This is a genomic window from Mycoplasmopsis iners ATCC 19705 (assembly GCF_000701805.1).
In the GTDB taxonomy this organism is placed as follows: Bacteria; Bacillota_I; Bacilli_A; order Mycoplasmatales; family Metamycoplasmataceae; genus Mycoplasmopsis; species Mycoplasmopsis iners.
This window is the reverse complement of sequence record NZ_KL370826.1, coordinates 1-24,356: the sequence shown is the minus strand read 5'-3', so window position 1 is coordinate 24,356 and position 24,356 is coordinate 1. Positions and strand designations below refer to the sequence as shown.

General features: G+C 27.1%; 23 protein-coding genes and 1 pseudogene. 10 read left to right on the top strand and 14 right to left on the bottom strand.

Annotation, left to right across the window (positions count from 1 at the left end; translation table 4 throughout):
- The coding region (locus T395_RS03715; RefSeq protein ID WP_029513041.1) for a hypothetical protein at nt 1-225 on the bottom strand (225 nt) is incomplete at its 3' end.
- Nucleotides 226-666: 441 nt separating this feature from the next.
- Between T395_RS03715 and T395_RS0103275 the strand changes: the two genes are divergently transcribed.
- The 3 genes and pseudogenes from T395_RS0103275 to T395_RS03610 form a co-directional block, all read left to right on the top strand.
- A complete protein-coding gene (locus T395_RS0103275) occupies nt 667-873 on the top strand; it encodes a hypothetical protein (RefSeq protein WP_029513040.1) in 207 nt (68 codons plus the stop codon).
- A 92-nt stretch (nt 874-965) separates the two neighbouring features.
- Nucleotides 966-1,580: a Fic family protein gene (locus T395_RS0103270; RefSeq protein WP_029513039.1), complete on the top strand. Its 615-nt coding sequence runs from the start codon at nt 966-968 to the stop codon at nt 1,578-1,580.
- A 3-nt stretch (nt 1,581-1,583) separates the two neighbouring features.
- Nucleotides 1,584-1,959: pseudogene (locus T395_RS03610) on the top strand (transposase); the annotation flags it as partial.
- A 164-nt stretch (nt 1,960-2,123) separates the two neighbouring features.
- Here the strand turns inward: T395_RS03610 and T395_RS0103260 are convergent.
- From T395_RS0103260 to T395_RS0103250, 3 genes are all read right to left on the bottom strand, one after another.
- Entirely contained in the window at nt 2,124-2,585 is a 462-nt protein-coding gene (locus T395_RS0103260) for a hypothetical protein (RefSeq protein WP_029513038.1), read from the bottom strand.
- A 511-nt stretch (nt 2,586-3,096) separates the two neighbouring features.
- Nucleotides 3,097-3,867 (bottom strand): YgjP-like metallopeptidase domain-containing protein, encoded by a 771-nt coding sequence (locus tag T395_RS0103255; protein ID WP_029513037.1) that lies wholly within the window; start codon nt 3,865-3,867, stop codon nt 3,097-3,099.
- Nucleotides 3,857-4,411 (bottom strand): nuclease-related domain-containing protein, encoded by a 555-nt coding sequence (locus T395_RS0103250; RefSeq protein WP_169734118.1) that lies wholly within the window; start codon nt 4,409-4,411, stop codon nt 3,857-3,859. The genes T395_RS0103255 and T395_RS0103250 overlap by 11 nt, the downstream gene beginning before the upstream one ends.
- A gap of 179 nt (nt 4,412-4,590) precedes the next feature.
- Here T395_RS0103250 and T395_RS0103245 point away from each other — a divergent pair, with 179 nt between their 5' ends.
- The 4 genes from T395_RS0103245 (at nt 4,591) to T395_RS0103230 (ending at nt 9,843) form a co-directional block, all read left to right on the top strand.
- Nucleotides 4,591-5,199: an FMN-dependent NADH-azoreductase gene (locus T395_RS0103245; protein WP_029513035.1), complete on the top strand. Its 609-nt coding sequence runs from the start codon at nt 4,591-4,593 to the stop codon at nt 5,197-5,199.
- 153 nt (nt 5,200-5,352) lie between these two features.
- A complete protein-coding gene (locus T395_RS0103240) occupies nt 5,353-5,949 on the top strand; it encodes a hypothetical protein (protein ID WP_029513034.1) in 597 nt (198 codons plus the stop codon).
- Between the two features lie 88 nt (nt 5,950-6,037).
- Nucleotides 6,038-7,840 carry a hypothetical protein gene (locus T395_RS0103235; protein WP_029513033.1) on the top strand — a complete coding sequence of 601 codons (1,803 nt, stop codon included), beginning with the start codon at nt 6,038-6,040 and terminating at the stop codon, nt 7,838-7,840.
- Between the two features lie 203 nt (nt 7,841-8,043).
- Complete coding sequence (locus T395_RS0103230) at nt 8,044-9,843, top strand: hypothetical protein (RefSeq protein ID WP_029513032.1); 1,800 nt, start codon at nt 8,044-8,046, stop codon at nt 9,841-9,843.
- 52 nt (nt 9,844-9,895) lie between these two features.
- On the opposite strand, the gene plsY is transcribed toward T395_RS0103230, so the two are convergent.
- The 8 genes from plsY to T395_RS0103190 form a co-directional block, all read right to left on the bottom strand.
- On the bottom strand, nt 9,896-10,597 hold the full coding sequence (gene plsY, locus T395_RS0103225) for a glycerol-3-phosphate 1-O-acyltransferase PlsY (protein WP_029513031.1): 702 nt from the start codon (nt 10,595-10,597) through the stop codon (nt 9,896-9,898).
- Nucleotides 10,597-11,610, bottom strand: coding sequence for a nicotinate phosphoribosyltransferase (locus tag T395_RS0103220; RefSeq protein WP_029513030.1), 1,014 nt, complete (start codon nt 11,608-11,610; stop codon nt 10,597-10,599). The genes plsY and T395_RS0103220 overlap by 1 nt, the downstream gene beginning before the upstream one ends.
- Before the next feature lie 191 nt (nt 11,611-11,801).
- Nucleotides 11,802-13,007, bottom strand: coding sequence for a cell division protein FtsZ (locus T395_RS0103215; RefSeq protein ID WP_051617860.1), 1,206 nt, complete (start codon nt 13,005-13,007; stop codon nt 11,802-11,804).
- Nucleotides 13,008-13,019: 12 nt separating this feature from the next.
- Nucleotides 13,020-14,195 carry an MAG3720 family protein gene (locus T395_RS0103210; RefSeq protein WP_029513028.1) on the bottom strand — a complete coding sequence of 392 codons (1,176 nt, stop codon included), beginning with the start codon at nt 14,193-14,195 and terminating at the stop codon, nt 13,020-13,022.
- Nucleotides 14,196-14,206: 11 nt separating this feature from the next.
- Complete coding sequence (rsmH, locus tag T395_RS0103205; RefSeq protein WP_029513027.1) at nt 14,207-15,109, bottom strand: 16S rRNA (cytosine(1402)-N(4))-methyltransferase RsmH; 903 nt, start codon at nt 15,107-15,109, stop codon at nt 14,207-14,209.
- Entirely contained in the window at nt 15,109-15,549 is a 441-nt protein-coding gene (gene mraZ / locus T395_RS0103200; protein WP_029513026.1) for a division/cell wall cluster transcriptional repressor MraZ, read from the bottom strand. Before mraZ ends, rsmH begins: the two co-directional genes overlap by 1 nt.
- 269 nt (nt 15,550-15,818) lie before the next feature.
- Entirely contained in the window at nt 15,819-16,550 is a 732-nt protein-coding gene (locus tag T395_RS0103195) for a class I SAM-dependent methyltransferase (RefSeq protein WP_029513025.1), read from the bottom strand.
- Between the two features lie 94 nt (nt 16,551-16,644).
- Complete coding sequence (locus T395_RS0103190) at nt 16,645-17,334, bottom strand: potassium channel family protein (RefSeq protein WP_029513024.1); 690 nt, start codon at nt 17,332-17,334, stop codon at nt 16,645-16,647.
- Between the two features lie 76 nt (nt 17,335-17,410).
- On the opposite strand from T395_RS0103190, the gene T395_RS0103185 reads away from it, so the two are divergent.
- Nucleotides 17,411-19,009, top strand: a complete 1,599-nt coding sequence (locus T395_RS0103185; RefSeq protein WP_029513023.1) for a TrkH family potassium uptake protein — start codon at nt 17,411-17,413, stop codon at nt 19,007-19,009.
- A gap of 59 nt (nt 19,010-19,068) precedes the next feature.
- Here T395_RS0103185 and T395_RS0103180 read toward each other — a convergent pair whose 3' ends face one another.
- Both T395_RS0103180 and T395_RS0103175 read right to left on the bottom strand, forming a co-directional pair.
- On the bottom strand, nt 19,069-20,031 hold the full coding sequence (locus T395_RS0103180) for a hypothetical protein (RefSeq protein WP_051617858.1): 963 nt from the start codon (nt 20,029-20,031) through the stop codon (nt 19,069-19,071).
- The gene (locus tag T395_RS0103175; RefSeq protein WP_029513021.1) at nt 20,012-20,929 is read right to left on the bottom strand and encodes a hypothetical protein; all 918 of its coding nucleotides are present in this window, start codon (nt 20,927-20,929) and stop codon (nt 20,012-20,014) included. Before T395_RS0103175 ends, T395_RS0103180 begins: the two co-directional genes overlap by 20 nt.
- Before the next feature lie 432 nt (nt 20,930-21,361).
- On the opposite strand from T395_RS0103175, the gene T395_RS0103170 reads away from it, so the two are divergent.
- Together T395_RS0103170 and T395_RS0103165 are read left to right on the top strand one after the other, a co-directional pair.
- Complete coding sequence (locus tag T395_RS0103170) at nt 21,362-22,036, top strand: 16S rRNA (uracil(1498)-N(3))-methyltransferase (protein ID WP_029513020.1); 675 nt, start codon at nt 21,362-21,364, stop codon at nt 22,034-22,036.
- A gap of 90 nt (nt 22,037-22,126) precedes the next feature.
- A complete protein-coding gene (locus T395_RS0103165) occupies nt 22,127-24,040 on the top strand; it encodes a M13-type metalloendopeptidase (RefSeq protein ID WP_029513019.1) in 1,914 nt (637 codons plus the stop codon).
- The last annotated feature ends 316 nt before the right edge of the window (nt 24,041-24,356 follow it).

Sequence of the window (24,356 nt, the reverse complement as noted above, 5' to 3'; positions counted from 1 at the left end):
TTTTTTAGGGGCTGTTCCTGTTTTTGAAAATATTACAGTTTCGTCTTTTTGATATTCTCTAAATTTATTTCAAATTCTACGTCTAATATTTTCTTTAAAGTAATCCTTATTATATTTTTCTGAAATATAAGATGCAAATTTGTATTCATATTCATTTGTGTATTCTCAATTTTCTAGTCATCTAAATAGATCTAATCATTCATAATGTTTCAATTGTTTAGCCATTTGTAAACTCCTTTCTCTTATTGTAAACGAAAAGTAGACAGTTTTTATTTTCTGTCTACTTTTCTTGTCCTAGTTTATCTTAAGTATTTCAATATCATTATTATTAATCTTAATCATCTATTGAATTTCAGTTTTAATAATATCTAAAAAGAAAAATAAAATAAGATTAGAAAATATAAATAATTATTTAAAAGAAACTTTTGATATAGACATTGTTATGATTAAAAACAAAACAAAAAAAGAAAAAAATAAATAAAAACAGAAGATAACCCACTAAACTGGGGCACAAAATATGGACAAAACCGTATTTTAAACTGGGACACAAAATATGGACAACACCGTATTTTGTGTTTTTTATATTAAGGAGTGATTATCAAACAACTAAAACAAGAACAATAACTAGAGCTTTTTTCAGATTATGATGATTATAAAAAGGACTTAATGTCAAAAAATAATTTTGAAATTAAATACCGTGAGATAAAAGGTTTTGGCTTTTTTGACAAAAAATCTACATATTGGAAGAGAAATCTTTTAAAGAAATATAAAAGATATAATTTAGGAATGACTAATCTAATATCGCAAACAGGTAAATCTCCTAAAAAAGATTATTTAGTTGCATTTAAAAACATTAAAGGTTATTTAGAATAAACACTAAACGCCCATACCAAGAAAATACTATATATTTTAATGACGATGTTTATGTTTGAGATGAAGTAATTACAAAGGAGTGACAGTAAAAGATGATTAAAAAATATATTTATGAATTAACTGCTTATGCATCTAATTTAGAAAATATTGATATTACTATCGATCAAACAAAAAAGTTAGTAGATGATTTAGATGATTTAAATTTGAATTTTTATAATAAAAACGTTGTTTTAAATTTATATCAGACATATAAAAAATTAATTCATGATGAAATTGAATATAATGAAAAATTTCCTGTTTTAACACTAATGGAAATTAACAAAAATATCGGTGAGAGAATTATTATTGATAATGGAAAAATTAGAAAACAAAGTGTTTTAATTACCGGAACTTCTTATAAGCCACCTGTGGTAAATGAAGAATTAATTAATAATGTAATTTTAGATAGTTTATATGACTTAAATATTGATAGCATCTTATCCTTGCAATGTAAATTAATGAAATTGCAACCATTTAACGACGGTAATAAAAGAAGTTCAATGATTTTTACCAATTTACTATTATCAAAACATTTCAATCAAGTTTTAGTTGTGAAAGATATAGAAAAATATCGTAATTTATTTGTTGATTATTATGAAACAGATGATAATGAAAAATTAATTGCTTTCTTAAAAAGAAATTTAAAAGGGAAAACAAAAGAATGTTAGTATAAAATAGCTAATGAAATTTATAGACAACAATGAAAAATTGAAGAAAGTTTTAGAACATTGAAATCTTCGCTTGAAGTTAGACCAATGTTTGTTTGTAAAGATTCTCACATTCAAGCGCATGTTTTCTTATGTTTCTTAGCATTAATTGTTTTAAAATACTCAATTTACAAACTCAAAAAGTTCTATGAAGATAATGGTGAAATTCAAAAAGTAACTATGAACATGTTTGTGGACACCTTAAAACTTATAACAGTAACAACCAAGATTGTAAATGGTAAAGTAGTTGGCGAAATTATTAATAATTTAGATCCAAACCATTACGAATTAAACAAAATATAAAGATTTTTCATTTGTTATAGAAAATCTATCTTTGTAATTAAAAATAACAAAAAACGAAAGCACCTTATTTATAGGTGTTTTCGTTTTTTAGCCCTTTTTAACTTGGAAACTCAGGAGTTTAAACTAAGACAAGAAAAGTAGACAGTTTTTTATTTTCTGTCTACTTTTCTTGTCCTAGTTTAAAAGATATGTCTTTATTTATTATCCTTTTCTTGTTGGTTTTGGTGTATTATCTGGTTCGAATAATTTTTCTATTTCACAAGTTAATTTTATTAAAAAGTCCTTTTGAATTCACTCTTCGGCTAAACTTAAATTATTATAATAATCTTTAAGAGTTTCATTTTGCATTTCGTCATATAATGGGTAGTGATGCATAAGATAATTAATTTTTTCCCCACTTTCTTGTTCTAAATCGTCGATAGAAACATTAACATTTTCCCTTGCAGTATCATTTACAATGTCATAGAAATAGTTGGGCCAAAAGTGTGTTTCTTTCGACCATATCTTTTTTCTTTTTTCTGCTGGTAATTCTTCAAGATTTTTATAATAGAAAAATATTAAATCATCATAATTAATACTTTTAAAGACGCGATAGTTTGGTTTTTCTTGTAAAATTTTTTCCTTTAAGGTATCAATATTGTCTTTAATTATTTTTAAGTCCATTTTCTTATCTTCCTTTTATATGTTTATATTTTATTTGCTTGTTTAAATCATATGTTAAAAAATTATATAGTACTTTAACAATTAAGTATAAAAAATATGCCCAAAGGCACACTTTTCCCGAGTTTCCAAGTTGAATGCCATTTTCAATGATAAAGTGCTTATTTATAGGGGAATTAGCTATTTTTTAAGTATCATTACTTACATAAAAAATCAAAATCAAAAATGAAAATTAATTTAAAAATTTTTTATTTTGTTCAAAAAATTTATTAAAAAAGAATAAAAAATTTTGTTTATGTCATAATTATTTTGTTGTTTTAAACAAAAAATCACTGTTTTTTAGTAAATTCAACTTGGAAACTCGGGATTTTATGTGTGTAATTTTGAAACATAAAAAACGAATATGTCTTATTTATAGGCATATTCGTTTTTTTAGACCTTCAAACTTGGAAACTCGGGATTATATAGTACTTTAACAATTAAGTATAAAAAATATGCCCAAAGGCACACTTTTCTATGTTAATTTGATTAGCAAATTTCTTTTTTGCTTCTTTTTCTCTTCTAAATTTTCTACATATTTAGTTAAATGATTATAAAAATTTGTTCCATGGTTTTGATAAAAATAATGAGTTAATTCATGAGCGACAGTTGCTTCAACTAATTCTTTTGGTAAAAGACACAATTGAAGATTATAGACAATTTTGCATTCTTCCTTGCCATTGACCTTTTTCCTAATAAAAGTGCCTCATGTGCGTTCCTTTTCTCTTATTTTTATAGGGATTTTGGGCAAATTCATTTGTTTTTCATAAAATGTTTGGATTATTTCTAGTTCTTTAGTTAATAATTCACTAATTGCCTTGTAAAATAGCTTTTTTCGTAAAATTAAATTGTCTTTATTACTAACATTAGAACTAATTAATATCAAACTATTATTAGCTAACAATTGAATCTTATTATTGCTTTTATAGTGTCAATTTCATAAAATTTTAATAGTTCTATTTGGATCATTAAATAGCATAAAACTATTGTCTAAAAAACTTAATTGCAAAGTTTGTTTTGTGGCTTGTTTTTGATTGCTTTTAAAAAACAATTTTTGACAATTCTTTTCCAACTTCAATGAGTCAAATTTTTCTTTGGTAATTACTGCGCTAGATGTAATAACAAAGTATTTTTCACTGACTTTTCATCTAGTAATTATTGATTTTGCTCTTTGGTCTAATAAACCAAAAACAGGGTAATTTTGGTCTAAAATCGACAAAACAGTTATGTAATATTTATTTTTCATTTTTTATTAATTTGCCAAAATCATTGAGATCTTTTAACGAATTAGTGCGATTTCAATTAACGCTATCAATTATTGCTTTAATTGTTTCTTTTGATAAATTTGGCCTATCTTTAACATCAGCAATAATTTCTTTTAAGATCTCTTGATAATTGTTAGTGTTAGTTAAAACTGTTCAACTTTCTGAATTTTCAATTTCAAATTTAGTTTGTTCTGGAAAAATTATTAAAGAAAACACTGGGGGTTTAAAACCTAGCATTCTAAAAAAGTGTTTTATGTGTTTAAAGTTTTGTAGCAATGGATTTTTAAAGCGCGTGCTTTTGTTTTTGTTGTTAATTAAATCAATTTCACTAGCTAACGCATTGCCTTTTAAAGTGCCATGATAATATTTAGCTTCAATAATAAAAACTACTTTTTCGCTAATCAATATGCCATCAAGTTCAAATTTAAAGTTTTCGCCATATTTAAATAGGCCACCATTTAAATATTTGCATCCATTAGCTTTAGCAAATTGTTTTAATTGTTTTTGAATTTGATTTTCGAACAAAAAACCCTTGCTTTTGCGTATTTTTTTTCTTTTATAAAAATATATTTTGCCTATTAATAAGCCTATAAGTATAATAGACATAATAATTGTTCCAAGAATTATGCCAAGTTTCATTTCTCAAGTCATAATTCAATTATATGGAATAATAGTAATAATCAAGCATATTAAAGGAGAATAAAATGCACAAAAGGCCAATTAGTATAGTTTCAATCAACGGGTCAGTAAATGCTGATTCATTATCATGAAAAGCTAATCATGAAGTTGTGGAACACTTAACTAGCGAACGTGAAAATTGCCATTTAACAGTTATCGATTTAAATGACACTATGTTAGTTAAAAGATCATTGAATGCTAATAATTTTAAAAAGTTTTATCAGGATGTTGACTCTGATTACTTTATTGATTTATTAAAAGAAACTGATTTATTAGTAATTAATACACCAATGATTAATTTTACTTATTCGCCATTAATTAAAAACTTTATTGATGCTATATCAATAGCAGACAAAACTTTTTCATATAAATATTCAAATAAGGGTGATGCAATTGGTTTATTAAGCAATTTAAAAGTTATTATTATTGGCACACAAGGCGCACCTAAAGATTGATATCCATTTACCAATCATATTAGCAATTTAGAAGGTATCTTTAAATTTTTAGGAGCAAATCAAGTTGAAACTTATCTAATTGAAGGCACTAAAGTTTCGCCTAAAAAAGATATGACACATGAAGAAATTTTAAAAGCCATTGATAATGATTTAAAAGAATTAGCCAATAAAATAAACTAATTCGTCATATACAGCTTAAAAACAAAGATTATTAATCAAACAAGATCTTTGTTTTTATTTTGATTAAAATCCCAAATTAATTATGCTAAATATCTAGACTCATTTTAAGAGATATAAACTTAACAATATGTTTAAGAACGAAAGGAGCTGAAAATGATAAGTAAGTTTAAAAAACTTTCTTTGAATCAATATATTTGATTTGCACTAGCAATTATTTTGCTAATTGCCGGATTATTAGTGGTTAAAAATAATACAAACTATAAAACAATTTATGAAGAACAAATTGTACTTTGATCTGCTTGTATAACTTTCTTCATTGGTTTTGCTTTTATTACCTTTTTTAAATTAATGCTTGTTTTAGAACAACATTGAAAATGGTATAGAGTTTTTACTTATTTGCCTATGAAAAAGATTGAAAAAGAACAAACCATTTTTAAAGAAGTTATTTTTAGCGATTTTACTAAAGCTTTAATTGCCTTTTTATTTCTCTTTGTACCTTTGTTATTTAGTTATGTTGGATTTCTTTATGGCGAATCGATTCTTAATCCAGAAAACGGAGTGATTATTCCTTTAGATTTTGCAACTAACTTAAAAAATGCTTATGCCCAACAACACATTTTAACTTTTATTATTGGTTATGGGCTTGCTTGAGCAATGTATTTATATACCATTGTTTTAGGTTGCTATTCGGTCTTTTGGATTATTTTCATTTTGTTTAAAAAATTTAATAAAGCTAAAAAAACTAATTAAACTAAACTTAAAATGCATGATTTTCATGCTTTTTTAAGCCCATATATAGTAAATACAAAAATTAATTTTAAAAGAATATAATAAGAGTATGAAAAGATTACATAAAACCCTTTTTTCTACAATTGCTTCCTTAACTATTACCCCAATGGCTTTGGCAGCGTCTTGTGGAAATAATAACACATATGAAGTCAACCCTGTAAAACCCAATCATGGAATTTCTACTGGAACTCAAACTGATTTTACTAAAGTCAAATTGTTAAATCCAGAAGTTACTTCAGGAGCTAACTTTAGAGACTTTTATGCTGAATTAAAAGACTCTGCAGATAACCCACATCCAACAGTAATTGTTTCAAGAAATGCTGCGCAAGTATTTTTCTCATCATTTATGCAAATTGTTGGGCACTTAAATGCGGCAGAAGATAAAAATCAACCATACAACGATGTTGTTTATTTAATTGATCAAGAGGTTTGGAATGTTGATAAAGCTAATGAAAATCCAGCAGGACAAAGATTTGATTTTAATTATTTATTAAACAAATTTACTCCTGTTCTTAACCCGCAAACAGGAGAAATGAATCCAGAAGATGGGAAATTATTAGTTTTAGACAATCTAAAATATGCAACTAACGGCAAAAAGAATACAGCTTATTCAGTGTTTCCAAGATCTTTCGAAGAAATAACAACTTATTTACAACCATATTTAGATGCTGGTGTTGATAAGTTTGACTTCTATGTACCTGATATTACTTTAAATGCTTTAGATGCTTATGATAGTGCAAGAGTAAGAAATTGACTCTTTAAACACGCTAATAAATTAGTCATTTTAAGCGACGGAAATGCTCAACCTTATCATTTCATTGAAAGTAATTATTTAAATTTTGCTTTAACCGCAGATAAATCATATACTCAAAAAGAATTACTTAAACAATGAAATAGCTTCCAAACAGGTGAGTATATTACAATGCCAATTGATTATCGTTATTTCTTTACATTAGAAGATAAAGTTAGAATTTATAACCTTGAAAATACTTATATCAATGCTTTTAATCAAAGATTAGAAAACGCTGGCAAAGCTTGAGCTAAATTAAACATCAAACCGTATCCAATCAATCCTTTCATGTACAAAGATTACATTGAATTTGGCGAAAACATTGATTATGAAGGCGATTTTGAACACTTGAATCAAATTTATGGCAAAAGCTTTTTAGATTTCATTGTTGAAGGTAAAAACAATTATTCAGCAGACAAAAAGAATTTAATCTTTATGGGTTCTTCATTATTTAAAAAAAATAACAGAGGCTGAAGATTGAATCAAAATGAAAATGCTTACAATGAAGTTAAAGCTTATTTTGCCAAAATTAAAGAGCTATATCCAACTAATCAATATAACTACTTCTTTAAATTGCACCCTAGTTATAGTGCTCAAGATGCAGTCGAATACATTAAATTGCTCGTTGGTGAAGAAGAATATGCTAATACAATTACATTAAATCCTACAATTGCTTGAGAAAATATGTTAGCAATTGATTATCGTAATATTGAAAAAGACACATCGGTATTATTTGATCAAAACAATAACTCAAGAACTCAGTTATATGGTTTACAGGGCACAACAACAGTGCTTTTAACCACAATGACATTCCTAAAACAAACATTCGGTTGAGATTTAGAAAAAATGAAAAGCTTTGTCAATGTACAAAACTTTCCATTAGCAAATACCTTTAACATTTTATATCGTGATAATTATTACACTGACCACAAAAAAGGTTATCAGGCTAACATTGCTAATATGGAACAAGTTTATAAATACTTTGTTGACACTGGTGCTTTCTATCCAAAAAATGAATGAATTGATATGGATACTTTTCTTACAAAAACCAATGTTAATTAACAATAATAAATAACTAAAAATCCTGTAAAAAAGACAAAATTGGTAATAATAGTTTTGTCTTTTTTATTTATGAATTAAATTCATTATAGTAATTATGACATTTATTAATTAACATTTTTATTTATAAATATTTATTAATTCTTATTAATTAATTAAAAAGCGCTTGTTTTAATGATTAAAAATAAAAAGATTATAATTTTTCTATGAAAAAATTTAAAAGAAAATTATTTTGTGCAATTGCTCCATTATCAGTTATTCCTACAGCATTGCTAGCTTCATGTGCGAAAAAAATTAAAGATCCTTGAACAAATAACAAAAATTCAAAAAATTTAACTGAATTACCAAATAGTTCATCAAAAATTAAATTATTAAATCCGGAAGTTGCTCCAGAAGCTGATTTTAGAGATTTTTATGCTGATTTAAAAGACTCGGCAGATAATTCATATCCAACGGTTGTTCTTTCCAGAAACGCATCACAAGTATATTTATCATCATTTATGCAAATTGTTGGTCATTTAAATGCATCTAATAATGAAAAGCGACCTTACAACGATGTTGTTTATTTAATTGATCAAGGTGTTTGGGACATTGACCAAACTAATGAAAATCCAGAAAGTCAAAGGTTTAATTTTAAGTATTTATTAAACAAATTTACACCTGTACTAAATACGGAAACAGGTAAAATGAATGCTAAAGATGGAAAATTATTGGTTTTAGACAACTTGAAATATGCAACTAAAAATCAAGAGGATAAAGCTTATTCAACAATACCAACAACTTTAGAAGAATTAACAACTTATTTACAACCATATCTAGAAGCTGGAATTGATAAATTTGATTTCTATATACCAGATGTATCTTTAATAGCTTTATCCGATGAAGATCGCACTGTTGTAAGAGATTGAATTTTTAAACATGCCAATAAAATAGTTATTTTAAGCGATGGCAATTCTCAACCTTATGATTTTATTGAGAATTATTATTTAAATTTTGCTCTAAAAGCAGGTAAATCATATACTCAAGCAGAATTGCTTAAACATTGAAATGATTTACAAGCAGATGAATATATTAAAATGCCTATTGATTATCGTTATTTCTTCACTTTACAAGAGAAAGTTAAAATTTACAACTTAGAAAACACATACATTAATGCTTTTAATCAAAGATTAGAAAATGCAGGTAAAGCTTGAGCTAAATTAAACATTAAGTCATACCCAATTAATCCATTCATGTATAAAGATTACATACAATTTGCCGAAAACATTGATTATCAAGGCGACTTTGAACGTTTAAATCAAATTTATGGCAAGAGCTTTTTAGATTTTATTGTTGAAGGTAAAAATAATTATTCAGCAAACAAAAAGAATTTAATCTTCATAGGTTCTTCATTATTTAGAAAAAATGAAAATGGTTGAAGATTGAACCAAAATGAAAATGTTTACAATGAAGTTAAGGCTTATATAGCAAAAATTAAAGAGTTATATCCTGCTGATCAATATAATTACTTCTTTAAATTACACCCGAGTTATAGTGCTCAAGATGCTGTTGAATACATTAAATTACTTTTTGGCGACGATGAATATGCTAACACAATTACTTTAAATCCTACAATTGCTTGAGAAAATATGTTATCGATAGACTATCATAATATTGAAAATGGTACATCTGTATTATTTGATCAAAATAATAATTCAAGAACTCAGTTATATGGCTTACAAGGTACCACAACAGTGCTCTTAACCACAATGACATTTCTAAAACAAACATTCGGTTGAGATTTAGAAAAAATGAAAAGCTTTGTCAACATACGAAACTTCCCATTAGCAAATACATTTAACATTTTAACTCGTGATACTTATTATACTGATCACAAACAAGGTTATCAAGCTAACATATCTAAAATGGAACAAGTTTATAAATACTTTGTGGCGACCGAAACGTTCTATCCAAAAAATGAATGAATTGATATGGATACTTTTCTTACAAAAACCAATGTTAATTAACCTAAAAAGCCTATAAAAAAGACAAAATTGTCAATTTCAATTTTGTCTTTTTTTATTTAGATGTTATTCTCTTTTCTTCTTTTTTGATCAATCTTTTAATGTTTGAATGATGCATTGCCACAACTAAAATAGCGGCTAATGTATAAATAATTCCACTTACATATCAATTATTTGATAAATATTTTAAATTATCATTTCAAGCAACGTTGTTAATTCAAAAACCTAAAACCCCTTGAGTCATTCAAGGAATAAACATAAATGGCACTAATAAACCAGCGGTTAAAATTGAAGCCAATGACACAATCTTTCTTTTGAAAGCAATTGTAAAGAAAATAAAAGCAGCAATTACAAAAGCAACAATATTAATGCTTAAAATTAATGCTGATGAACATGCCACGCCTTTTCCACCTTTAAACTTAAATCAAATTGGGAAAATATGACCAACAACTATACCTAAACCAACGCTCTGTGGCGAAATGAAGTAAGTTTTAGGAAATGCATATTGAGCCAAAATTGCTAAGATTAAAACTGAAACAAGAACTTTGGCAAAATCAATTAAAAAGACTGCTAAAGCAAATTTCTTACCAAATACCCGTAAACTATTAGTTGCTCCGGCATTTTTACTATAGTGCTTCCTGACATCATCTTTTTTAAGTTTATTACTCAAAATAATTGCTGTGTTGAATGAACCTATAAATAAGTATCCAACTAAAAACAAAGCTAAATTAATTAAAATAGTAACTAAAACATTCATTATTTTTTATATTCCTTTAATTGATTATTTTGACGATAATAACGCCCTTCTTTAGCTTGGTTGTGTCCATTTAAAACAGTAGCATCAGCTGAAAAAGCACATGTTAATTTAAAAATACTTTGACCAACTCCATAAAAATCAACTGGAGCACAATTTGCTTCGAAATTAGCTATTTTTTTAGCATCAAAACCTGAAGAAACAGCTATTTTTACATCTTTTGCACCATAATCATCCATTGCTTTTCTTAATCTTTTAATTTGTTCAAGATTTACTCCGTAATATTCTGGTTTATCTTCTTCATTATCAAACATATGATCCTTAACACTTTTTGAAGTATCAACTCTAACACCTCATAATTTAGCACCTAATTCATCATATGATTCTTTAAATTGAGCAATTACATCATTGTGGTAGTCAATTAAAGAGATTAATAATTCATCTGGGAAAGTTTCAGCGTAAGCACGCATTGCTTTTTTAACATCACCATCAAAATTTTGAATTAAAGCATGTGGAATTGAACCAAATGGTTCAATAACTGCATCAGGTAAATTTTGTTCAGGGGTTGAAACAATCTCAATTCCTGCTAATCTAACAGCATCACCATCTCTTTTTTGCATCAAATAATGATCCATACGATCACCCATAAATACCACCGGTTTGCCATTAGCAGCTTGAACACAATGATAAGCATTGGTAGCAATTGAACTTGAGCGAGATAAAACGCCGTCAATTAAACCTTCTAATGTCCCGAAATCTTGATAGTGTCCTTCTAATTCAAGCACAATTTCTAAATTTTTAATTTTTGAACCTTCAGGTAAATATCTAATAGTATATTTTGAAGTGTCAGTATATTTTTCTAAAATTTCTAAAACTTCATTCATGCCGCCTAAAAGAGCATTGTCATTTCTTTGAAAGAATTGTAATTTAATAATATTATTAGGATTATATTTTTCAATAATTGTTTTAGTTTTATCAAAATATGTAGCAATATATTTATTAATTTCTTTTGTCATAATGTAACCTTAATTTATTTGTTTACTGTTAATATATTTTAATATTAATAATTAAAATAATATGAAAAATGTTTAATTAACTAATAAAAATCTTTCAATTAAGTAATTTAATTTTTTGACTAATTTAGCTATGAAAATGTTTAATTCGTCAAAAGAAGCAATAAAAAAAGAGATTTGTAATAAATCTCTTTCTATTTCTTGAATAATCTGCCAAAGAAACCTGGTTTTTTGTTTGAATGTACAGTAATTTCTTCTTCTTCTTCGTTATCATCTCAATTTTGTGGAAGATCTGTTTCTTCTGTTTGAAATGCAGCTAATTGATTTTCATTTTCAATTAAGCTAATACTTTGTGTTATTTGTAAAACTTCTTCATTTTCATTTTCAAGTTCTAAATTATCTAATAATTTATCTTCTACTTTTGGACTTTCAATTTTTTCTTTGCCATCAAAACCTGAGGCAATAAGACTAATGTCAAAAGCAGCGTCATGATCTGAAGTAGCTGGAGTAATTGTACTAAAACCAAAACAAATATTTAATTGCTCATCTTGTGCTTTGAATTTTTCTGAAATTAATTTTTTTGCTTCGTTCACTAAATTTAAACCACTGTTTTGAACTTTCATAACCATTAATAATTTGCTAGGATTAATCAATTCTTTGTCCGATAAAACATTTTTAAAGACATTTTCAACAGCTTTGAGCATTGCATCTTTCCCAAAACCTTTGCCTAAGCCAATAAATGTTTGTTGGCCATTTTTTAAAGTTTCTTTTAAATCATTAAAATCTACATTGATATCATAATTAGTATTTACAATATCGCTAATTATCATTATTGCATTTTTCAAGTTTTCATTTGCTACTTTAAAAGCTTGACTTGTATTTACTGCTCCATATGATTCGATCAATTTTTGGTTTGAAATAACCACATAAGCATCACAATATTTAGCCATTTCAGCTAAACCTTTTTGTGCAAGATTTAATTTTTTAACACCTTCTAATTCTGAAAAAGGCATGAACACAACACCTAATGTTGTAATGCCACTTTCTTTAGCCTTCTTAGCTATTACAGGGGCAGCACCTGTTCCGGTTCCGCCACCTAAGCCAGCTGTAATTATTGCTAAATTAGCATTTTTTAAAGCTTCTTCAATATCTCTAACACTGTCTTCAGCTGATTTTTTTCCAAGTTCAGGATTGCCACCAGCTCCATAGCCTTCAGTTGAGCCTTTTAAATAGATTTTGTTAGTGCATGCACTTAACTCTAAATCTTGATAATCAGTGTTGGCTACTCATAGTTCAATATTTGGTAAATGTTCATTAAGCAATAAATTGATGGCATTATTGCCGGCACCGCCAACACCTATTACTTTAATTTTAACTGGTTTATGTTCTTTATTTTCCATTTGAACCTTTCTCTAAGCAGCTTTTACATATGCTAATTTATTAATTGTTTTATTGAAGGCTGTTTTATGTTTCAGAATTGCTAAACTATTAATTGTTTGTGTTTGATCAACTTGTTCTCAATTATTAGTTAATAATTTGACAACACCCTGCATGCAGTGTGTTAAATCCAAATCATCTTGTAAAACTAAACGATTAATTTTGCTATTTAAAACCTTTGTCATAATTGTCGAAATAATGCATGCATCATTTTCCAAAACAACTATTTCATAGCCTTTTTCAGCAAAGTTATTATTAGCTAAAATGTTAATAATTTTTTCTCCGATTAGCTTATTAATTAATTTAAGAACATCTTTTTGAATATTGGTTAATACTGAATAATCAATAGTTTTATAAAATTGATAGTTTTTAATTAAACCTTGAACTAAATTGCAACTATCTTGAATGTTTAATTGATATTTTGTTTTAATGAATTTAATAATTTTGTCAACTTCGCTAGCGATTGAAAAATCTTTAGCTTTTAAAATAATTCCGTTAACTGTTTCATTAATAATTAATGTTTGATTTACAAAATTAACGAAAATGGCTTTTTTAAAGTTCTTTTGTTCGCTTGCTATTCAAGCAGCTTGTGATTTTAATAAAACATTTGTAAATTTAATTTTATTATTTAGAAATGTTTGATAAACATTAGCTAAAAAACTGTTTTTTTCAACTTGCAAATTAACATATTTAACTTTTAGTTTATTTGCAACTTTATTAAGTGGGAATTTTGAATATGTTTTTAATTCCCCGATATTGTTTTCCGTTTGATAATAAATAGTTTGATTGTTTAATACCAAAGCAGAATTTTTAGCACTATGTTTTTTGATTAACTTATTAATTTCTGCTTTTTCTAATTCACTTGTCAAGTTACTTTTAACTAAAATTTCTGCTTTACAACTTACTAAAGAAATTTCAGAAAGATAAGTTTCATCAATTAATAAAGAATATTTCACTGCATAATCTTTTTTTTCAGCAAAATATTTGATCATTTTTTTAGCTTTGTTAATAGCTAAATTTAAGTTGTTTAATTGAGCATCTAAGTTTTGAGATTGTTCATAAAGCACTATAGAAGTGTCGAATTCGTTCTCAATAATACATGTATTAATTGAAGAACTATTGACTTCAAAATTCACTATTAAGTGCTTCATGTCAAACTCCTTTAACTTAGTTTTGTTAGTACTCTTAACTTAGCGCTTCTTGAGCGATTATTTTCATTTAGCTCTTGATTAGAAACTTTAATTGTTTTAACACTAAAATTTTTAACTTCATTAACTGGCATTTTACTTGGCATTTTATCTTTAATTAAATTGCCGAAAAATTTTTTAACAATACCATCTTCCAAAGAATGAAAGGAAATGATTGCTAATGAAGAATTAACATTTAACAATTTAATTGCTTCTTTGAGCATATTATTTAATGACTCGAATTCGTGGTTGACTTCTATTCTGATTGCTTGAAAAATCGCTTTATTAGGATTTTTTTGTGCAACCACTTTAGCTGGTAAGCTATTACGCACTACATTTGCTAATTCAATAGTAGTGTTAATTGGCCGGTTGTTTACGATGGCCTTCGCAACTTGTTTAGCAAATCTTACCTCAGCGTTATCATAAAAGATTTTAGCCAATTGTGTTTCTGAATAAGAATTAACTATATAGTGTGCGTCTAAAGTTTGGTCACGATTCATACGCATATCTAAATAGGCATCTTTACTATAAGAAAAACCTCTTTCTGCGTTGTCAATTTGTGGTGATGAAATACCTAAATCTGCAATGATACCATCAACTGTAAAAATTCCCAATTTGGCTAATTCAGTAGTAATATTTTCAAAATCTGCATGAATTAATTGGAAATTATCAGCAATTTGACTCAAACGTTTTCGACTTTCTTGTATCGCAAAACTATCTTTATCAAAAGCTATTAGTTTACCCTTTGGTATTCTTTTTAAAATTTCACTTGAATGCCCACCCATGCCTAATGTTAAATCAACATATATCCCATCAGGCTTAATATTTAGAGCATCAATTGTTTCTTTTAATAAAACAGAATAATGAGCATTATTCATTACATCTTATCAATTAATGTTTGAGCAGCTTCTAATAATTCTTCATCACTAATTTTTGTTTCATAATTTTCATAAGCTTCCTTGCTTCACATTTCTACAAGGTTACCTACTCCGATAAATAAAACTTCTTTTTGGATAGCAGCTTTTTCAAGTATGTTTTTTGGAATAACAAATCTGTTTTGTGAATCTAATTCAATCTCTTGGCTGTTACCTAATCAAAATCTTTTAAGCATTCTAGCCTTTGGATCAAAAAAACTTTGTGCGTTAAAAACATCAATTAAATTTTGAAAGTCAGCTTTGCTTCTTAGCTCCACAATTCCTTCCATTCCTATTGTCAAAAAAAAGTTATTACCTAAGATATCTCTAATCTTTGTTGGCAACATAACTCTATTTTTCGCATCGATGTTCCGCGAATGTTGTCCATAAATGTTATCCACCACTTACCTCCACTATCCACCACTATTTTACATTCTTAATTAACATAAATTAATAAAAAAATTGAAAATTTTATTAGTTAAGCTTTCTATTGAAAAAAAGTGTGCTTTTTTTGCTTAAAAAATTCAATTTTTTTTAATTCATTGTTAGTGGTAGCTAATCCCTATTTTTGCGATAAAAATACAAAGTATTTTAACAATTGGTTAAAATAATAAAAAAGATCAAGAATTTTCTTGATCGCTAAAAAATATTAGATGTTTTAAAAGAAAAAATTTTAAGCTTTTTGAATTACATAATAAAGTGCATTGTCAGAAAACTTTTTAGCAGCTTGAGTTTCATTAGCAAAATCATCTCTCTTAGCAGCAAAAATGGGACTAGGAATATTTATTTCTTTTAGCAAAGCTAAAATTTCTGCTTTTTCATAATGACAAAGCACACCTAATTGATTGCCTACTTTATAAGTTATGTCAGCCTTTCTTTCATGTTCTTTGCTTAAATTATTTTTAATAAAATCTTCTCTAGCAGGATCACCACTAATTGTTGGAGCGCTAAAAACTAAATAACCACCATTTTTTAAAGCATTATAAGCATTGAGCAATGCCAATTTTTTATTATTATGTTCTGGAATTGTCATCAAAGAATTAAATGTGAAAAAGCAAAGATTATATTTATCAATTGGTAAAACATTGGTTTCAGTCAAATCTGCTTCAATAAAATTAAGCTTTTTCAATTTTAATTCTTTGGCTAATTTATTACCAATTTCGATTGATTTACTTGAAAGATCATAACAATCAATTTGATAATTTGGTTGAATTTCATATAAACTAATGCCAAATCTGCCAGGACCTGAACCTAAATCAGCAACCATTGCATTAATTGGCAACTTAAGTTTTTTAAGAATTTGTTTTTCAGCATCAAGCAAACCTACTTCAAAAATTGCATTAGTATAATGCACTAATGAAGAATCTGTTTCATAAACTGAAGTGTATTTTTTGGTACTTTTCATATTAGGCAATATTATACTAAAAGTTTATTTTAGGTTTTTGGTGTTTAATGATGCTAAAAATAAGAAAAAACTAGACATAAATGTCTAGTTAAAATTATTCTTCTTCTTTTTCTTTAGTTTTGTTTAACTCGCTAATGGCATGGTTAACATCAGCAACTTTACCTAAAATTGTTAATAAATCGTCTTTTTCTAAAACAGAAAAACCGTTCGGCAAAATAAATTCGCTGCCTCTTTTGATTAAAACGATTGAAATACCTAATTCGTTAAATTTTAAATCTTTAATCGCCTTGCCTAATAAGTCTTCGTTGGTAATTAAAGTTGTTCCCATCACAAAACCATCACCAATTTCTTGAAGGTCTTTTGAATATTTCAAGAAATTGGTATTTGTTGCTAAAAGTGCAGTGCGAATTCCAGCTTCATATTCAGGCTGAATGATTACATTTACACCAATTTGTTTTAAAACCAAAGCATGTCTTTTGCTAGTTGCCCTAGCAATAATGTTAGACACTTTTAGTTCCAACAATGAAGCAACAATTTCGATGTTATCTGATACTGCCACAACAACCGTGTCCATATCTTGAACATTTAAAGCTTTTAAAGCTTTAATGTCGGCTGCGTCTGCAATAACAATTTTTTCAGCAACATCAACATATGATTTTAAATGGTCTTCTGATTTATCAATCAACATTAATGAACATTCAGTTTTGGCTAATTGCGAAATAACTGCTGAGCCAAAACGACCGGCGCCAATTACACAAATATCTTCATTTTTTTTCTTTCTCATAGGAACTCCTTATTGCTTTTAAATTATAGATAAATTTATATGATTAAATTAAATTAATTTAATATTATTATTAAGTATGAATAAATGAAAGTTTTCTTACTGATGACGCAATAACAGCTTTGCGAAATTTTGAAATAAGTTAACCCATTGAAGAAAGCGCACTAACAAAGTTCGTTTAATTTTTTTTACTTATTTATTAATTATTGTCATTAGTGCGATTTTATTATTAAGTCCCGCAACACATAATAACACTCAAAATGGTTGAAAAGAAGTTTCAGTAATTGATGCCTTTTTCATTTCAGCTTCGGCATTTAGTGATACTGGCTTAGTTACACGTTCAACTTATGATACTTGAAACATTTTTGGTCAAACAATTATTGCTATTTTGATTTTTGTTGGTGGTGTAGGTATTTTTGCACTCAAAATTTACCTAATTAACTTCTTTTTCTTTAGGAATCACCGGATTTCACTGAATCAAATTAATTTGGCTTCAACAGAAAGAACAGCCGTTAATGGCAGAGAAGCCAAAAAAATTATTACTGATTCAGTAAGCTCATTATTAATTATCTTTTTAGTTTCAGCACTTGGCTTATCATTCTACTTTTATTTTGCCGCTCCAAGGCAAATAGGTGAAATAACTGCTTCATTAGATCCAAAAACTAATTTAATGATCAATCAAAGTGCCCAATACGCGGAAATAGGCAAATTCATTTCGCCTCATCAAAATTGAGGGCTAAGTTTTAGATATGGCTTCTTCCATTCGCTTAGTGCGCTTAATAATGCTGGTTTTGACATAATCGGTCAAAACTCGCTCTTTGCTTATTATCACAATGTTGAATTACAAGTATTTTTCTTAATCCTCTTTTTAATAGGTGGATTGGGCTATACAGTTATTCATGATATATTAAATTATTTTAGATTTAAAATCCATAATAAAGGCCGTAAATATCATTGACAATTGCTAACTAAAATTAGTATTTCAACTTATTTGATTGTGACATTAATTGGATTTTTAACAATTATTATTTTTCAAACAATGAGCAATGGAACATTTTGAACTAATGATGCCAGCTTTTATGGTTCAAAAGCTAAAAAAATTTGAGCAATTTTATTCACAACCTTTTCTTCAAGAAGTGCTGGATTTGCAACCTTACCAATTAAAAATTTAGGTGCTCCGTCAATTTTTTTAATTAGTATATTAATGTTTATTGGTGCCGGTCCCGCTTCAACTGGTGGCGGTATTCGTACAACATCGTTCGCTATCTTATTAATTACATTATTCTCAAGATTGCTTGGCAGACCTTCGGTCAGAGTGTTCAAGAGAAGAATTGGTGATACAACAGTCAGAAACAGTTTCACTGTTTTCTTAACTAGTTTAATTTTAGTAATTTTAGTAGCCTTAATAATTAGCACATCTTCACAAAATATTTCTGGTAATGCACCAATTGATCAAATAAACTTTAATAATTATATTTTTGAAGCTTCGTCAGCCTTCGGTACTGCAGGATTAACCGCCGGCGTAACTGATCATTTAAATAATCCAGGCAAAATCGCAATGACTATTTTAATGTTCATTGGACAATTAGGAGTAAGTTCTTCAATTTTGGTTTGAGGTAAAAAGCGTAATTATTCATATAAATATGAATATTTAACTGAAGATGTCGTTATCGGGTAATTATTAAAAACAGAACACATATTTTTCAAGTGTTCTGTTTTTCTTTTGCTTAAAAAGGCTTAATTATAGCCTAATTCATTTTTGATTCTTTCATATTCGGCAACAACATCAGTGTTCGAATAACCTAAAATTGATGTATTAACATGTGATAATTTATCAAAATCCATGTGTTTAAAAATTTCTTTTGAAATAGGGTTGATATATTTAACAAATAGATATTGAACATGTGGTTTTAATTCTGTTGGGTCAACAATTTTCTTCTTGTAATCATAAAAACCTTGTCTAGCCACAGCAAAATTTCAACCATATTCTTTTTTGTTGAAATATTTCATAGTTTGCACAGTATTATTATGAATGAAAAGCTGAAAATCAGTATGTTTATTGGGTAAAGGTTTTAAAAGTCTTAGATTTGGATAATTCTTGAATAAGCCTGATTTTTCATTAACTCAAATTTGGTATAAGCAATTAACATGATAAGGTTTGCCTTCTAATAAAAATGAATTTTTTGGTAAATTTTCTGAAGAATAAATTAATTTTAGTTCAGGATTTACAAATTTTTGAATATTAAATCTTCTAAATTGAATAGGTAAAATAAAAATAATTATAGGGCCTCATTCGGCACTTTTATTAATAAATTCTTTTGCTAGCTGAGCTTTGTAACCAAATGGTGGATTGCCTATTATTATTCTTTTACTACTATATTTATGTGGAATTTGTAAAAAGTCTGCTTTTTTAATACTCTCATCTTCAGGCTCTATATCAAAAGCTTTGTATTTATTTTTAGACAAATTTCTTTCAAGTCCATTTAAGAAAGCCCCATTGCCAGCACAAGGCTCTAGAAAATTATATTTAGCTATATCTAAATCATTTTCAGCAAATAAACTTACTAGATGATTAATTAACATATCAACAACAAAAGGCGATGTATAAAATTTATCTAACTCTTTGTTTTTATTATTGCTATCTTTGACTTTTTTAAGACCTTTTGAACTATATTCTAGTTTATTTTGATTTTTCTTCATACACCCACACATTCCAACTAGAAGATCCAACGCCTAATTTTGCTGGATAAACTTCGTTATTTTTCTTGTAACTATTTTTTCAATTTAAAAGAAATTTCACCACGTTAATTGAATTACTTATTTTTATTTCAACTCTGTTAGAATCTTCAGATTTTTTTATACTCTTTATTGTTCACTCACCATCCAAATTTAATTTTTTAGCTACAGTTATCGATTGTTTAATGTCTTTTTTATAATTTATAAAAAGTTTTAATAAATTATTGCCCACTAAATGGGAATTTTTAATTGAGCCGGTCGTATTCAACAAATTGTTCAATTCGTCCTTATTAATTTTCATTAGTTTATTTTGATTTAAGAAATTTAATTGTTTAACAAAATCATTAATCAAACTTTCTAAATTTGAAAATGATTTTTCATTAGCTCCATTTTTTTCATCGATCACAAATTTTTGTTGCTTATTTTTTAAATTCTTAGCTAAAGAAACAAAATTAACTTGAGAATTGTTTAAACCAAATATAGTATTCATGCTGTCGTTGCCTATATTTGCCAATGTTTCAGCTCCAAATTTTAATTCTATTCTTTGAGAATAAACAAAATTGTCTTTTTCTTGTGCTGCTATCAAGTCAGCGCCAACTAAATTATTATTTGTATCTTCTAACAAATCAATCATTTTAGATTCATTGTTTATTTCAATAATTTTTCTAACTTGAAAATTACAAATAGAAAAGAACTTTTCCAAATCATTATATGAGCGATTTCTAAATGATATAGGTTTATTTGAATCAGGAATTTCTAAAAATTCTTTAATGATTTCGTTTTGTTGTTCTTTCGAACTTTTTAAGTACTTATCGGAAACAACAAAATTCAAAATTCTTATTGATTTATCAACGTCAGCCATAAAACCTCTTTTTCCTATAAAACTTTGTTTTAATTTTAACATTTATATTAAAAGGAATGTGAATAGAAGAATAAAACTTGGTTAAATTAAACATTTATTAACTAATTATTGTTTTGGTTCTTTATGTAAAATTCAAATTTAAATGTTAAGCACAGCCTTAATAATAAATTTAAAGGTTAAAAATAAACTAGGGCACGGAAAATTGACAATCAATTTTTCGTGTCCTATTTTAAGCTTGATATTTTTAGCTATTTTTTCAGTGCATAAAATTGACTGCCTAATCCAGAGAATAATTCAAAAAGTCTAATTTGTTTCATAATGTATTAATTTTAACGCGTTAGCAAATCCTAAAATTAAATATTAAAACTTAACATTTAAGAAGTGGCAACATTAGATATTATTAATATAATTTAATAATGAAAAAGGAGCAAAATGAATAGATTTTTTGTAAAGAACAAAATTGATGAAAACACCTTTGAATTAGATGAAAACATTTTAAAACACATCAAAGTTGCAAGATTAAAAAATGAAAATTTTTATTGCAATTATCAAGGCAAATTTTATGTTTGTAAATTAGAAAACAATAATGCAACAATTTTAGAAGAGGTTAATATAAACCACGAATACAAAAATGAAGTTGTTTTAGCAGCGCCCATAATAAAAATTCCGCGTTTTGAATGGATGTTAGAAAAAGCTGTTGAATTAGGAGTAACTAAAATTATTCCAACAATAACCCAATATACTGATGGTTCATTAGTTAAATATGATTTACCAAAAAAATACCAAAGACACTGTGAAATAGTTAAAAACGCTGCTGAACAGTCGTTTAGAAATATAATTCCGCAGCTAACTGATCCTCAAAAAATTGCTGATGTTTTGAATGAATATCAAAGTAAAAATATTTACATTGCGCATGAAAAAGCATCTGAAAATAGAACAACTGTTTTAAAGACCAATTCAATCATTTTTATTGGACCAGAAGGAGGTTTTAGCGATGAAGAAATTGCTTTGGCTGAACAATTTGGTGCTAAAACAATTAGTCTTGGTAAAACAATCTTACGTGCTGAAACAGCTGCAATTTGCGCTTTAAGTAAAATTGATGAATAAAAGCTAAAAATTATTTATCAACTTACAATAATTTATAAAGTTTGTTTTATATCTTATAATTTTTAAAACTAATAATAAAAAAGGACAAATATGAACAAAGAATTATTAAAAAATGACTTTTATGAAGCAGTGAATGAAAACTGACTTAAAAAAGCTAAAATTCCTGGAGATGCATCATCAACCGGGTTATTCCGTGAGCTTCATAAAGCAAATGAAAAAAAATTAAAAGCAATAGCTAAAGAACTTACTCAAAATTATTTAGCTGGTAAAGAACAAGACAAAATTTTAAACAATTTTGCCAAATTGTACTTATTAGCAAAAGATTATGACAAAAGAGCAGAATTAGGTGTTGAACCTATTCTTAAACACTTAAAAACTGTTGAATCAATTAAATCTTTAAAAGATTATGTTGCTCGTTATGAAGAACTATATTTAAAAACTTTACCTTCATTTATTGAATTTTCAGTTTTTCAAGATTTTGTTAATGCTGAATTTCAAACAATTTATGTATCGTCAGCAGGCACTATCTTACCTGAAGTTTCATACTACGATGAAAATCATCCAAATAAAAAAGCTTTATTAGCAATTTATAAAAAAATGATGAACCAATTATTGAAAAAAGTTGGTTATTCAAGACAAGAAGCTAAAAATTTGATTGATAAAACTTTTGCTTTTGATGAATTATTGGCAAAATACTACCCAACAGGTCAAGAAGCAGCTAACTATTTAGCACTTTACAACCCATATGATGCTAAAGATTTAGTTAATAAATCTAAATACTTTGATTTTGTTAAAATTGCAGAATCTTTAACTGGTAAAAAAGTTGAGCAAATCTGCTTTATGTATCCAAGATTTTTAGACAACATTGACACTATTTTAAACGAAGACAATTTTGAAAACTTTAAAGCATGAATGATTGTTGAAACAACTCGTCGTTTTGCTAAATATTTAGACAACGATTCTAGATTAATTGCTGACCAATACAGTAAAGCACAAGCAGGGGTTAAAAAATCATTTCTAAAAGAAAAAGCTGCTTTTAGAGTGGCTAATGAACCTTTTAGTATTCCAGTTGGAACATATTTTGCTAAAAAATATTTTGGTGAATCAGCTAAAAAAGATGTTGAAAGCAAAGTTTACAAAATGATTGATGTGTATGCTAAAAGAATTAAAAACAGCGAATGATTATCAGCCAAAACAAAAGAAAAAGCTTTAGTTAAATTGAGAAATTTAGGTGTACACATTGGTTATCCAACTGAATTTAAACCATATTATGAACAATTTAACATTAGAACCTATAAACAAGGCTCAAACTTATTAGATAATGTAATTAGAATTCAAGAAATTATGCTTAGTTACAACTTACAACAATACAAAGAGCCTGTAAATAAAAATTATTGAAGTATGTCACCTGATCAAGTTAATGCTTACTATAGTCCATTTATGAACCATATTGTTTTCCCAGCAGGGATTTTAAGTGGTAATTTCTATTCTCAAAAACAATCTTCATCACAAAATTATGGTGGTATTGGAGCAGTTATTGCTCATGAAATTAGCCATGCTTTTGATAATCATGGAGCACATTTTGATGAAAAAGGTAATAAAAACATGTGATGAAGTGAAGAAGATTTTGCTAAATTTGAAGAATTAGGTCAAAAAATGGTTGAATTATTTGATGGTGTTGAAACAGAATTTGGTAAATGTAATGGTAAATTAACCTTATCAGAAAATATTGCTGATGGTGGTGGAATTTCATGTGCGCTTGAAGCATCAATGAGTGAAAAAGGACACTCATCAAAAGAATTTTTTGAAAACTGAGCAGTAATTTGAAGATCAAAATATACAGAAAATTATGCACAAATTCTTTTAAAAACTGATCCACATGCGCCAACTAAACTTAGAGCAAACCAACAAGTCAAAAACTTAGATGAATTCTATAAAACTTTCGATATTAAAGAAGGCGACAAAATGTTCTTGCCTAAAGAAAAGAGAGTAAAAATCTGATAATAATTTGCATCTTATTTCATAATAAGATGCATTTTTTTAAGTAAATTAACATTTTTAACATTTTGCTCTTATCAGTTCCTTTAACAAACTAAATTAGTTAATTAACAATAAAGCAACTTTTTTTCTATATAATAGAACTAATATATCCCGAGTTTCCAAGTTTGAAGATCTAAAAAAACGAATATGCCTATAAATAAGACATATTCGTTTTTTATGTTTCAAAATTACACACATAGAATTAACCAATGCATGCTATAAAATCTCTATAAATTTTGATATTTTCTTGATGATGTGGATCTAAATCATTAATTACTTC